We start from the raw sequence: 13,338 nt of genomic DNA on the forward strand, positions 1-13,338 counted from the left end.
AGAGGGTGGGATTCGAACCCACGATCCCGTTTTTGACAGGATACCGCTTTTCGAGAGCGGGGCCTTCAGCCACTCGGCCACCTCTCCACACGCGCAAAGAAATGCCTAATTTCACAACCAACGGATTAATAACCCTTTTGGCAGGCACTGTCAATATTCCCAGATCAAGATTGATGGACTCGTAAAAAGTCCGCAAAAAGACGGCACAGTAATCCGCCTCAGGCGGATCGCAATGATTTACCCTGTTAAATCGGCTCCGCCGTCTCGCATAGCGAGAATTTAACAGGGCGGGAATGAAGCGCAATCCGCCGGAGGCGGACAGATGGACTTTTTACGAAGCCGTCAAGATTTAGAGCTTGCAGAAGGTCTTCCTTTCTAGTAACAAATTTGATTCCGCATTGGACAGCCTCCTGGCGCCAAGCCGCAACAGTGCGTTTTAGCTCGGTTACGGTCCTATGATGTCCAAAAAAATGTTATGAGATTGGATGAGTTTTCGCTATGGCCATAATTGCACCGTTTCGGGGGATTTTTTACAATCGTGAGAAGATTCAGGACTTAAGGGATGTAATCACCCCGCCTTACGATGTGATATCAGAACGGGAGCGGCAGGAGTACTTCAAACGCCATCCTCAGAATATGATTCGCTTGATTCTGAGCAAAGGAGACCCTCAGGATACCAACCGCGACAATCGTTATACACGAGCGGCCGAGTGTTTTCGAAGTTGGCTCGATCAAGGGATACTAACGCAGGATACGGAGCCAGCCATATATTTGACGGAAATTGATTATGACGTCGAGGACATCGTACGTACCCGTTTTGGAATCATTGCGCTGGTTCAACTTGAGGATTTTGAAAAGGGGAGCATCCTCCCTCATGAGAAGACCTTCTCGGCCACTAAAGCAGACCGTCTCAGACTCATGCAAGCGTGCAAAGCGAATTTCAGTCCAATCTTTTCGCTATTTTCAGATCCGGATGGAGAGATCGTTGGCCCCTTTCGATCATGCATAAAGGGGATAAAGCCCGACTTCGAATTTAAAGAACTGATCGGATCCCGTCACCGACTCTGGCGCGTAACGGATCAACGGATTCACAAAAAGATACAACAAAAGCTGTATGACAAGCCCCTTTACATTGCTGACGGACACCACCGTTATGAGACGGCTCTCAATTTCAGAAACCAGACCGTGGCAAAGTCCGGTGCACTTGATCCCAAGGCGGCTTGCAATTTTGTGATGATGTATCTGTGCAGCATGCACGACCCTGGCTTGACTATACGTCCGGTGCATCGTCTCCTTTCCCATGTGCCGCAACATGTCATGGACGGCTTTGCGGAAAAAGCCCATGCCTACTTCGATATAGAGACCATGCAGTTTGAGGCTGCTGACCGTGCGGAGGTTCTTGCGGGATTCCTGGCAAAGATCAGGGCAGGGGCTGAATGCGGGGTCATTGGAGCTGTCCTTCGAGGCCACAGAGTCTTTTACGTTCTTCAGATCAGAGAAGGGATCATGGACAGGCTTTTTGACGGACAGGTCCCGGTACCCCTCAGAAAGCTTGATGTTACCATTGCCACGAAACTCGTGTTTCAAAAGATCTTTGACCTTGACGATGCTGCCCTGGATGATGAGAGGCGCATTTTGTACACGAGCCGGACCGAAAAAGCCCTTGAAGCTGTCAGTGCCGGGGAATGTGAAGTTGCTCTCATCCTTAATCCCACCAGGCTATCCAATGTGGAAGAGGTCTCAAAAGCAGGTCTTACCATGCCACGCAAATCGACCTATTTCTACCCGAAAGGTATAAGCGGTCTTGTCATTAATAGGATTGATGATTGCTAACCAGTAAGCCATGATCACGACGGAGAGCCTGTTTCGAGGTCGCCTGAAAATACGTCAGAGAAAAAAAGGTTACAGATTCTCTGTTGATACAGCCATACTGGCCCATCATGTTGACTTGAAGGACACGGATACGGCAGTCGATCTGGGCGCCGGCTGTGGAATCATCTCCATAATCCTTGCCCATAGGGTTCCTTCAGCGCACCTTTACGGGATTGAGATTCAAAGAGATCTTGCTGAGCTTGCTGCAGCGAATGTGCGGCTAAATGACATGGAAGATCGAATTACTATTGTGCACCAGGACATGAGGAATTTCAGATCCTATCTGAGACCGGGTGGGGCCGATGTCGTCTTCAGCAACCCGCCGTATCGCAGGTTCCTGGCAGGCCGAGTGTGTCCGGATCGCGAGAGGGCTGTAGCCCGGCATGAGATAACAGTTTCTCTTTCTGATGTGATATCTGTGGCGGGAAAACTTCTCAGGCCATCAGGTCGGCTGTTCGTCATTTATCCTGCGGAACGTGCCACGGATCTTATCACGCAGATGCGAGCTTTCAAGCTTGAGCCCAAGAGGCTGAGGCTGGTTCATTCCAGAGAACATTCAGAGGCTGAGCTGGTTTTGGCTGAGGGATCGAAACATGGGAAACCCGGCGTAAAAGTCTCCCCGCCCCTTGTTGTGCACAAAAGAGACGGAAGCTACACTGACGAGGTTAAAAAAATGATATCATTTTAGGAGTATTGAAATTCCAAGGATCCAAATTACCTCCGGCTATAACCAAAGCCGCGTCCTATGGGCTCGGCTTTTATTCTATCGGCCCAATCTTAAACCGTATGTCCTTCACCGCCTCTCTTTCAAGGGCGCTGTTCAGCTTTTCCATCATCTCAGATTTCAAATATTGAAGCTGCTGCATCCACGGAGCGCTTGACACATTAACGAGAAGCAGTTTTCCCTTGATCGCCGCCGGCCGGGCGTTTTGAGCAATGACTGGGCCAACCAGATCAGTCCATTGTTCCCAGAGCCTGTAGAGATCCAAGTCTACATCCAGATTGGAAGCCTTTAGAGCATCCCTTAAGATGCCTCCGAGATGGGCCGGTCTGTCCATTCTTTTCCTTGGGAGTCTCATTACCGAGTCCATACATAGTTGACCAAACACCTTGTGTCAACAAATCGGTATTGTCACGTGTGTTTTCCCTTGACCCGGTCAGACGGGTGGCCTATATTACCGGATACTTGAGATAGCCGATGCCGGATGCCAGATGCCAGAGTTGAGGGCTCTTGCTTGCCGGCTGAGCAAGTTCTGACCATTACAAAAATAGGAGCGACCGATGCCATGGGATTGGGATAAGTTGAAAAAACAGCAACAAGGGGCCGGTGGAGGCGGTATGCCGCAGATGGATGAAGTGGTCCAAAAGTTCAAGCAGTTTAATAAACCAGGGGCCTGGATTATTGTCCTCATTGTCATCGCGGTTTATCTGGGTAGTTCTGCTTTTTATACCGTGGGTGTAGATGAGGTCGGAGTCGTTCAACGGTTTGGAAAATACGCACGCACGGTGGAGCCTGGGCTGCACTTTAAGCTCCCCACGGGTATTGAGAAAGTGACCAAGGTTAAGGTCCGTTTTGTGTACAAGGAAGAATTCGGTTTTCGAACGCTTCGCGCAGGTGTCCGCACGCAGTATGCCGCTGACAAGGCCTATGATGGAGAGTCTTTGATGCTTACAGGGGATCTCAATGTGGCCGTAGTTCCGTGGATTGTGCAGTACCGCATTAAGGATCCTTACCAGTACTTGTTTAAAGTTCGCAATGTGAGAAGCACGCTCCGGGATCTGTCAGAGTCCACCATGCGCCTGGTGGTGGGCGACAGGAGTATTAATGAGGTCATCAGCAAGAGAGAAGAAATTGCCGATGAGGCACGGGCGCTCTTGCAGACAGAGCTCGATGAGGCAGAAACCGGTATTTATGTCTCGACAATCGAGATGAAAAAGACGAATGTGCCTGGGCCGGTCCAGTCTTCCTTTAATGAGGTGAACCAGGCGGTCCAGGAAAAGGAGCGCATGATCTATCAGGCAAGAGAGGAGTACAACAAGGCCATTCCTGCTGCCAAGGGGAATGCTGAGAAGACTATTAAGTCTGCTGAGGGCTATGCGCTGGATCGGGTTAACCGCGCTAAGGGGGATGCTTCCAGGTTTAGTGCCCAGTATCAGGAATATGCCAAGGCAAAGGATGTCACACGCAGGCGCCTTTATCTGGAAGCGCTTAAGGACCTCTTTCCCAAATTGGGCAAAAAATATGTTATTGATGCGGACCAGAAAAACGTGCTTCCGCTGCTTAATCTTGGCCAAGAAAGGGGGGCACAGAAATGAAATCCAAAGGATTCATAATCGTATTCATCATTGTTATCCTTCTTTTGCTTTCCGGAGGAGTCTACACGGTGGATGAAACCGAGCAGGTTGTGGTGACTCAGTTCGGCAAGGTGGTTCGTGAACCAATCCGGGCGCCTGGCCTTAGATTCAAGATCCCTTTCATACAGAACGTGAATTATTTCCCCAAAAACCTGCAGGAGTGGGACGGCGATCCAGGGCAGATTCCTACCCTGGACAAGACATTCATATTGGTAGACACTTTTGCCCGCTGGAAGATCGTGGATCCTCTGAAGTTTTTCCAGACCGTTACGAACATGACAGGCGCGTTAAGTCGTCTGGACGACATCATTGACGCTGCGGTTCGCAACTTTATTACCTCGTATCCCCTGATTGAAACCGTGAGGAAAACAGATCGAGAACTCGACACTTTTGAACTAGGCCTGGAGGATATCAGGGACAAGAGAGACCTGGGCACGGTAAAAATAGGCCGACAAAAAATAGCCAAGGGAATCATGGAGCAGGCCCAGCCCAAGCTCGCCAAGTTCGGCATTGAGGTGGTTGACGTTAAGATCAAGCGAGTCAATTATGTGGAAGAGGTCCAGAGGTCGGTCTTTGCCCGAATGGTTGCCGAGCGGGAACAGATTGCCGAAAAATTTCGTTCTGAGGGCAAAGGGGAAGCCCGCAAGATCGAAGGTGACAAGGAAAAAGAGTTAAAGCGGATCACTTCGGAGGCCTACAAAAAGGCCCAGGAGCTTATGGGTAAAGCCGACGCCACAGCCACTAAGATCTATGCAGATGCCTATGGTTTGGATCCTGATTTCTACTCCTTTGTGAAAACTCTTGACATTTACGGACAGACTCTGGATAAGGACAGTTCGCTGGTTCTTTCCACGGATAGTGAATTTTTCCAATATTTGAAGGGATATGGAGGAAAGAGGTAGCGTGTCCTGAGCAAGGCTGAGATTTAGCACGCCTTTCAGATACAAAAGAGGCGCCACCTTTTTTCATGTGGCGCCTCTTTTTGGTAAAGAAGCATGTGATGTAATGTTCATCATTTCTTCCTTCGTTGATGACGGGTGCGAGCCAATAGCTTTTTGTGTTTATGCTTGCGCATCTTTTTTTTTCGTTTTTTGATAACACTCCCCACTGCATCACCTCCATTCTCTACCGTTTTTTTTGCACCGGCTGATTTCTAGTATATTGGACATCACATGTCCAGCTTTTTTCGTAGTCGTGGTCACAAGATTGTGATAAACAGAAAAAGACCAAGTGGACTTCCGATAGGGAACAGCCTTTCGAGACAAATCAGGTGAAAATGGATTCCAAAGAAGCTCTGCAGGTTTTTGGGAAAGAAGAGCTGGCAGTCGTGAACGAAGCAGTTGCCCTGGCCGAAGAGTTGACCAGCAATGCTTACAAGATGTCCTTTGCTGAATGGCGGCAGCGGCGTTACGATATCAAGACATTGGCCGATCTGTCTCCGGAAGAAATCGTGCACGGGCCTTTTGCGCAAATCATCAGATATGTAGGGGTGAAAGCAGAGACTCTCCTTGGTTCATCGAGGTATGACTTCTATAAGATATGCCTTCAGGATCACCGTATCCTTCCAACCGTGAATGAGTTTCCGGATCTCCACTTGTTTCCGTTTGTTCTCTATGTCGTCAGCCATGAATTAATCCATGTCATTAGGTTTGCGAAGTTCTTGCAGGCCTTTGAGGCTTCGCCGGAAGAGAAAATGGAAGAAGAAGCTAGAGTTCATGAAGAGACCCGGGCGATCCTGGAACCCGCTTCCATCGACGGAATGCAAGCTGTGCTTGAGTTTTACAGGGCCTGGCAAGGACCTTTGGAGGATGTCAAGGACGTGTAGAAAGACGATTTTCCCACTTGACAAATTGTCATTGTTAGTTATGTTTAATTAATGTATATATTTGGGGAGGTGTAACGATGCCCATTTACGAATATGAATGTAAGAAATGCGGGAGGGTGGCGGAGATCTGGCAGAAGTTTTCGGATCCCCCATTGAGTACGTGCAAGCACTGTTCCGGCGAGCTTCAGAAACTCATCTCGCAAAGCACTTTCCATCTCAAGGGTACTGGTTGGTACGTGACTGATTATGCGAACAAGGGCGGGAGTTGTTCCAGTTCTTCAGCGGGAAAAGCTAATAAGACGTCAGAGGCAAAAGTTAAGAAAACCGACACAAAGCCAGCTCCTTCAAAGGATGGGGTTTGAGCCGGCTCATACCAAGGGCGCCAGCGGCCCCGGTTTTAAAAAATGCCGGAAAAAAGGAGGGTCTGTAAGAGCTTGTACATGGCTTTCCGAACTCCTGTTACAGCACGGTAGTGTAACGGAAGTCAGCCTGTAACAGAAGCCAGCCAAAGATTAGCCAGAAACTGCCCCTGCAAACCTGTCGTTTAAGGCAAGAAAAAGTTTTCTTATCCCCTTTACAAGATCAAGTCCATGATTATATTTGCGAATATGTTCCCGGGAGTGTCGTGCTGTTTAAGTTTGTTCCTGTACAATTTTGATAATCTCGTAAAAAGTCGTCACTCCGGACTTCGACGAGCTCAGTCGAGTCGTGAAAACCGGAGCCCAGAGCCTTTCTAACTAGCTGAATAAACTGGATTCCGGCTTTCGCTAGCCGCGCTGTTAGCCCGTCTCAGCGGGCCGGAATGACAGAAAGAGGTGTTTTTCGACTTTTTACGAGACCGTCAATTTTGGTTTATTTTTGAAAACTAAGTAGTTTCATTTTTTGTGAAAGGGGGTGGCATTTGTATCGCTGGAGTTAGAATGGATTACCGAAAGAGGAAAGAAACAAAGTTGATTTTTTTAAAAAAGGAGATTTAGCACTATGAAGATTAGACCTTTGCAAGATCGAATACTCGTGAAGCGCCTGGAAGAAGAGGATAGGACCAAAGGAGGCATTATCATACCCGACTCAGCCAAGGAAAAGCCCTCTGAAGGTCTGGTTATTTCAGTGGGCAAGGGCAAGGTCCTGGAAGACGGTACCCAGAGATCTCTGGACGTGAAAAAAGATGACCGTATACTCTTTAGCAAATATGCCGGTACGGACATAAAGATCGAGGGTGAAGAATATCTCATTATGCGTGAGGATGATGTGCTGGGTGTCATTGAAAAATAGACTGATATTGCCAGCAACAAAAATTCCAAGGAGGATACAATAATATGGCTGCAAAAGAGATCAAATACGATATCAAGGCTCGGGAGGCCATCCTGGCGGGGATTAACACGTTGGCCAATGCGGTCAAGATTACCCTGGGCCCTAAAGGTAGAAACGCAATTTTGGAGAAATCCTGGGGCGCTCCCACCATTACCAAAGACGGCGTGACAGTAGCCAAGGAAATCGAGCTTGAGGACAAGTTTGAGAACATGGGCGCCCAGATGGTCAAGGAGGTTGCCAGCAAGACCAGTGATGTGGCCGGAGATGGCACCACTACCGCCACTGTGTTGGCCCAGTCTATTTACAGTGAAGGTCAGAAGCTGGTAGCAGCGGGCAACAACCCGATGGCCATCAAGCGAGGGGTTGATAAGGCTGTAAGTGTTGTTGTGTCGGAACTCGCCAAGTTGAGCAAGGCGACCAGGGACCAGCGTGAGATTGCCCAGGTGGGCTGCATTTCGGCCAACAACGACGAAACCATAGGAAACATTATTGCAGAGGCCATGAACAAGGTCGGCAAAGAGGGCGTGATCACCGTGGAAGAGGCAAAGAGCATGGAGACTACGCTCGAAGTCGTGGAAGGGATGCAGTTTGACCGTGGCTATTTGTCTCCCTATTTTGTCACAGACCCGGAAAAGATGGAAGTTTCTCTTCAGGATCCGTTGATCCTGATTAACGAAAAGAAGATCAGCGTCATGAAGGATCTCCTGCCCATCCTTGAGCAGGTTGCCAAGATGGGAAAGCCCCTTGTGATTATTGCCGAAGATGTGGAAGGAGAGGCGCTGGCCACATTGGTCGTAAATAAGCTTCGCGGCACTCTTCAGTGCGCTGGCATTAAGGCGCCCGGTTTCGGAGATCGCCGAAAAGCCATGTTGGAAGACATTGCAATTCTTACCGGCGGTCAGGTTATTTCTGAAGACCTGGGGATCAAGTTGGAAAACATAAGTCTATCCGATCTGGGCACGGCAAAACGGATTACCATTGATAAGGATAACACTACAGTTGTGGACGGTGGCGGTTCCCGCTCGGATCTGGAAGGGCGAGTGCGTCAGATCAGGGCTCAGATTGAGGAGACGACATCGGACTATGACCGTGAGAAACTCCAGGAGCGTTTGGCCAAATTGATTGGCGGTGTAGCGGTCATCAATGTTGGCGCGGCCACCGAACCTGAGATGAAAGAAAAGAAGGCTCGAGTCGAAGATGCCCTCAACGCCACCCGCGCCGCAGTTGAAGAAGGGATTGTGGCTGGCGGAGGCGTGGCCCTGCTCAGGTGTATTCCAGCACTGGACAAGGTGAAAATCAAGGCGGATCAGAAGCTGGGTGTAAGGATCGTACAGCGCGCCCTGGAAGAGCCCCTTCGCCAGATCGTTAATAACACAGGTCACGAGGGCTCCGTGGTGGTTGACCAGGTTAAGAAGGAAAAAGGCGCCATTGGTTTTAACGCCGAGACGGAGAAATATGAGGATCTTATGGAAGCCGGCGTGATCGATCCGACCAAGGTTGTGCGATTTGCACTGCAGAATGCGGCAAGCGTGGCCGGACTGATGCTGACCACCGAGGTGATGGTTGCCGAAAAACCCGAGGAGAAGAAAGACATGCCTGCTATGCCTGCGGGCGGCAGTATGGGCGGCATGGGCGGCGGTATGTACTAAAACGATCGCCTAGTAAGTTAGTTATAAAAGCCTCCTTGCGCGAGCGAGGAGGCTTTTTTTCTGTTTGACAGCAGCGGCGTAGCCGCGTTACATAAAATCGCGCAGCGATTCTATTTCCGGAGAAAATGCCATGGACTACAAAACAACTTTGAACCTTCCTAAAACAGACTTTCCTATGAAGGCAAATCTTGCCAAACGTGAGCCTGAGATTCTCAGGACATGGGAGGCAACAGGGCTTTACGAACAGATCCGGAAGGCATCCAGGGGCGGACCGCGCTTTGTCCTGCATGACGGCCCACCTTATGCCAACGGGCATATCCATATTGGCACGGCTCTTAACAAGATCTTGAAGGACATGACCATCCGATCCCGTCAAATGGATGGATTCGACGCACCTTATGTGCCGGGATGGGATTGCCACGGTCTTCCCATAGAACACCAGGTTGACCAGGAACTGGGGGAAAGAAAAAACACAATGAGCCAGACTGGAGTTCGAAAGCAATGCCGGGCCTACGCCGAAAAATTTATTGCGATTCAAAGGGAAGAGTTCAAAAGACTGGGCGTCATGGGCGAATGGGATAATCCTTATCTTACCATGAGCTACAGCTATGTGGCGACTATCGTTCGGGAATTCGGCAAATTTGCCATTGATGGAAGCCTTTTTAAGAGTAAAAAGCCGATATACTGGTGCAGCGCTTGCAAGACGGCGCTGGCGGAAGCAGAAGTGGAATACGAACCTCGAACTTCTCCGTCCATCTATGTGAAGTTTCCTTTTCTTTCGGACATAAGCGGCGAGATTTCCTCCCTGACGGGGAAGAAAATCTACCTGGTTATATGGACCACAACTCCATGGACTATTCCGGCCAATCTTGCGGTTGCCCTTCATCCTGATTTTCAGTACGTGGCAGCGCAGGTGGACGGCGGCGAGGTTTATATTTTGGCTAAAGGCCTTGTGGAAAGCGCCATGGAGGTTTTCGGGATCAAGAATTATGAGATATTGGCTGAAGTTGATCCCAAGAAGTTGGAGCACGGCATTTGCCGTCATCCCCTTTACGATCGCAAGTCTTTGATCATCTTGGCCGATCACGTGACCTTGGACACGGGAACGGGTTGTGTCCATACTGCCCCGGGGCACGGACGTGAAGACTATGAAGTGGGCCTGGCTTATGACCTGGATATCTACTCTCCTGTGGACGATAATGGCTGCTTTACCGAAGATGTTGACTTTTTTTCCGGCACGTTTGTCTTTCGTGCCAACGACGCGGTTATTGACAGGCTGACGGAAGCGGGAATGCTCATCAACAAGGGGGAAATAGAACACACATATCCGCATTGCTGGCGGTGCAAGAAACCTGTAATTTTCCGTGCTACTGAACAGTGGTTTATCTCCATGGAAAAGATGGGTCTTAGACACAAAGCCCTTAGTTGTATTGACCAGGTCACCTGGATTCCCTCCTGGGGCAGGGATCGCATACATGGCATGATCGAAAACCGTCCGGATTGGTGTATTTCCCGCCAGCGTTCCTGGGGTGTTCCGATCGTGGCTTTTTATTGCAAAAAATGCGGGTCATGTCTCATCACACAGGAGATCATTGATCATGTGGCAAGACTCTTTGAAAAGCACGGAGCTGATGTCTGGTTTGATGCCGAGACCTCTACTCTTCTGCCGGAGGGAACAAAGTGCCCTGAATGCCAGGGAGAAGCATTTGAGAGGGAAAAGGATATCTTGGATGTTTGGTTCGATTCTGGTGTTAGCCACACGGCTGTGCTTGAAAGCAGAGATTATCTGACCTGGCCGGCCGACATGTACCTGGAGGGAAGCGACCAGCATCGTGGATGGTTTCACAGCGCCCTTCTCACCGCAGCGGGCACTCGCGGAAGAGCGCCTTACCAGAGTGTGCTTACTCACGGTTTTGTCGTGGACGGCAATGGCGAAAAAATGTCCAAGTCCAAGGGAAATGTGATTGCACCCAGCGAGATTATCGACAGATACGGTGTCGAGATCCTTCGCTTGTGGGTTGCGGCCTCGGATTACCAGGACGACATAAGGATTTCGGAAAAGATTCTCAAGCAGCTTACGGATGCCTATCGCCGGATTCGCAACACAAGCCGGTTTATCCTGGGGAATCTTGGCGATTTTGATCCTGATACAGATGTCGTTCCATATGCCGATATGCTGGAGATTGATCGATTTGCCCTTCAGCGTCTTCAGGAGTTGGTGAAGCGATCTCGCGCAGCCTATGAGACCTATGAGTTTCACAGTGTGTATCACGGTTTGTACAATTATTGCGTATTGGATTTGAGCGCTTTTTACTTGGATGTCTTGAAAGACAGGCTCTATACGTCGCCACCAGGATCCAGGGCCAGACGCTCGGCTCAGAGTGCACTCAATATCATTGTCGATACTCTGACACGTATCCAGGCGCCCATCCTGGTTTTTACGGCCGAGGATGTGTGGGCGCACATGCCGAAAACGAACGCAAGGCCAGCCAGTGTCCATCTTGCTCCACTGCCGGAGGTCAACGAGTCATTTGTGGATGCCAATCTGGCCGAAAGATGGGAATATCTCCTGGCTCTCAGGGCAGATGTGAGCAAGGCCGTGGAAGAAGCCAGGGGGCAGAAGATGATCGGCCACTCGCTTGATGCCGCGGTTACGCTGAGTTTGCCAAAAGTATTCCTTGAAGCAGTGAAGCCCACGGTTGAAGAACTGCGCGCGATCTTTATTGTCTCAGAGGTGACCATAGTATCCGGTGAACAATTGGACGGCGCTTACCAAAGCACGAGTATGCCCGATCTTTGGATTCGTATCGATCGTGCGGCTGGCGAAAAATGCGAACGTTGCTGGATACATGATCTTTCAGTGGGCGCTGACGAGATGCACAGGACCATTTGTTCGCGCTGCGTAGAAGCTCTGAAGGCTGCCGAAATTTGACGGCTTCGTAAGAAGTCCAACTTCTGCGTTCCGCTACATCGTTCGTCACTGCGGCGTACCATAAGTACGCCTCATTCCTCAGGATTTGCGCGCCTTGAATTTGGAGCTTTTTACTTTGCCGTCTAATTCGGACTTTCGAAGAGACCATCAAATTTGAAACAAAAATATACTACCCTCGTCCTGGTTGCCGGCGTCACAATCTTGGTTGATCAGGTGACCAAGGCAATTGTCATGCGCGCTTTTTCACTTCATGAAACCCTGGAAGTCATCCCTGGTTTTTTTGCGCTAACTCAAATTCGGAATACTGGTGGCGCCTTTGGATTGTTGGCCGGGGAAGCGACACGGTTTCGAACAGTGTTCTTCCTGGTGGTTTCCTGTTTGGCCCTTGGAATTATTCTTTACTCTTACAGGAGACTTGCTTCCACCAAGCCGTGGGTGGCGGTAGCGCTCGCTATGATTTTTGGGGGAGCCTTGGGAAACCTCATTGACCGTCTCCGTTTCGGAGAGGTAATCGATTTTCTTGACTTTTATGTTGGCACAGCACATTGGCCGGCTTTTAACATCGCTGACAGTGCAATCTCGGTGGGAGTCGGCATATTGTGCCTGAACGTACTGTTGCGAAAGATCTGATATGCATCCCGTCCTCTTTCACGTAGGTCCATTTGCCCTCCACACATATGGCGTTTTTGTAGCCATGGCTTTCCTCTCGGCCATAGGCTTGGCGCTCAAAGAAGCGCGGAGGGTTGGTGAAGATGCCGATCAGATCCTGGACCTCTGTTTCTACATTCTTATCGCTGCTATCGCAGGGTCCCGAATACTCTATGTCATGATTGAATGGCCTACCTTTGCAAACGACCCTGTTGAAATCGTCCGCATATGGCACGGGGGACTCATATTTTACGGCGGGTTTTTCGGCGCAGTCATGACAGCGTTGTTGTATGTCAGAAAAAAAGGACTCCCGGTTTGGAAGACCGCTGACATCATAGCGCCCTCTATTGCCTTCGGACAATTTGTGGGGCGTCTTGGGTGCTTTTCTGCCGGGTGTTGCTATGGGAAACCTTCCAGCCTTGCCTGGGCCGTTACCTTTACACATCCCGAGTCCTTGGCGCCCATAGGGATAGCTCTCCATCCAACCCAGCTCTATTCGTCTCTGAACGGCCTTGTGATCTTCGGGCTCCTCACAGGACTAACGCGTGTCAAGAGGTTCCAGGGCCAGATTTTTTGGACGTACGTTTTGCTCTATAGCGTAACCCGATCCATCATTGAGTTTTTTCGAGGAGACGACCGGGGCATACTCCTGGGAGGGATGGTTTCCATATCTCAGTTAATCGGTGTGATCACGGCGGCAATCGCCGTAGCCATGATCATAGTACTAACGAGGCGGAAGCGATGAC

Annotated in this window: 13 protein-coding genes; 11 read left to right on the forward strand and 2 right to left on the reverse strand. The window is 49.9% G+C overall.

What is annotated here, in order from left to right:
* The first annotated feature begins 498 nt into the window (after window positions 1-498).
* Window positions 499-1,833: a DUF1015 domain-containing protein gene (locus JW883_01700; GenBank protein MBN1840978.1), complete on the forward strand. Its 1,335-nt coding sequence runs from the start codon at window positions 499-501 to the stop codon at window positions 1,831-1,833.
* A 10-nt stretch (window positions 1,834-1,843) separates the two neighbouring features.
* Complete coding sequence (locus JW883_01705; protein ID MBN1840979.1) at window positions 1,844-2,560, forward strand: tRNA1(Val) (adenine(37)-N6)-methyltransferase; 717 nt, start codon at window positions 1,844-1,846, stop codon at window positions 2,558-2,560.
* A 70-nt stretch (window positions 2,561-2,630) separates the two neighbouring features.
* Here the strand turns inward: JW883_01705 and JW883_01710 are convergent, their stop codons facing one another.
* Complete coding sequence (locus JW883_01710) at window positions 2,631-2,930, reverse strand: DUF721 domain-containing protein (protein MBN1840980.1); 300 nt, start codon at window positions 2,928-2,930, stop codon at window positions 2,631-2,633.
* Window positions 2,931-3,153: 223 nt separating this feature from the next.
* Here JW883_01710 and hflK point away from each other — a divergent pair, with 223 nt between their 5' ends.
* Both hflK and hflC read left to right on the forward strand, forming a co-directional pair.
* Window positions 3,154-4,188 (forward strand): FtsH protease activity modulator HflK, encoded by a 1,035-nt coding sequence (gene hflK, locus JW883_01715; protein ID MBN1840981.1) that lies wholly within the window; start codon window positions 3,154-3,156, stop codon window positions 4,186-4,188.
* Complete coding sequence (hflC, locus tag JW883_01720) at window positions 4,185-5,129, forward strand: protease modulator HflC (protein ID MBN1840982.1); 945 nt, start codon at window positions 4,185-4,187, stop codon at window positions 5,127-5,129. Before hflK ends, hflC begins: the two co-directional genes overlap by 4 nt.
* 110 nt (window positions 5,130-5,239) lie before the next feature.
* Here hflC and JW883_01725 read toward each other — a convergent pair whose 3' ends face one another.
* The gene (locus JW883_01725) at window positions 5,240-5,335 is read right to left on the reverse strand and encodes an AURKAIP1/COX24 domain-containing protein (protein ID MBN1840983.1); all 96 of its coding nucleotides are present in this window, start codon (window positions 5,333-5,335) and stop codon (window positions 5,240-5,242) included.
* Window positions 5,336-5,503: 168 nt separating this feature from the next.
* On the opposite strand from JW883_01725, the gene JW883_01730 reads away from it, so the two are divergent.
* From JW883_01730 to lgt, 7 genes are all read left to right on the forward strand, one after another.
* Entirely contained in the window at window positions 5,504-6,052 is a 549-nt protein-coding gene (locus tag JW883_01730) for a hypothetical protein (GenBank protein ID MBN1840984.1), read from the forward strand.
* A 77-nt stretch (window positions 6,053-6,129) separates the two neighbouring features.
* Window positions 6,130-6,414, forward strand: coding sequence for a zinc ribbon domain-containing protein (locus JW883_01735; GenBank protein MBN1840985.1), 285 nt, complete (start codon window positions 6,130-6,132; stop codon window positions 6,412-6,414).
* A gap of 619 nt (window positions 6,415-7,033) precedes the next feature.
* On the forward strand, window positions 7,034-7,324 hold the full coding sequence (groES, locus tag JW883_01740; GenBank protein MBN1840986.1) for a co-chaperone GroES: 291 nt from the start codon (window positions 7,034-7,036) through the stop codon (window positions 7,322-7,324).
* A 44-nt stretch (window positions 7,325-7,368) separates the two neighbouring features.
* Window positions 7,369-9,012, forward strand: coding sequence for a chaperonin GroEL (gene groL, locus JW883_01745; GenBank protein ID MBN1840987.1), 1,644 nt, complete (start codon window positions 7,369-7,371; stop codon window positions 9,010-9,012).
* A 130-nt stretch (window positions 9,013-9,142) separates the two neighbouring features.
* Window positions 9,143-11,944 carry an isoleucine--tRNA ligase gene (gene ileS, locus JW883_01750; GenBank protein ID MBN1840988.1) on the forward strand — a complete coding sequence of 934 codons (2,802 nt, stop codon included), beginning with the start codon at window positions 9,143-9,145 and terminating at the stop codon, window positions 11,942-11,944.
* A gap of 153 nt (window positions 11,945-12,097) precedes the next feature.
* Window positions 12,098-12,574, forward strand: a complete 477-nt coding sequence (gene lspA, locus JW883_01755; GenBank protein MBN1840989.1) for a signal peptidase II — start codon at window positions 12,098-12,100, stop codon at window positions 12,572-12,574.
* Window position 12,575: 1 nt separating this feature from the next.
* Window positions 12,576-13,337 (forward strand): prolipoprotein diacylglyceryl transferase, encoded by a 762-nt coding sequence (lgt, locus tag JW883_01760; GenBank protein ID MBN1840990.1) that lies wholly within the window; start codon window positions 12,576-12,578, stop codon window positions 13,335-13,337.
* Window position 13,338 lies beyond the last annotated feature (1 nt).

This window comes from Deltaproteobacteria bacterium (assembly GCA_016930875.1).
In the GTDB taxonomy this organism is placed as follows: domain Bacteria; phylum Desulfobacterota; class Desulfobacteria; order Desulfobacterales.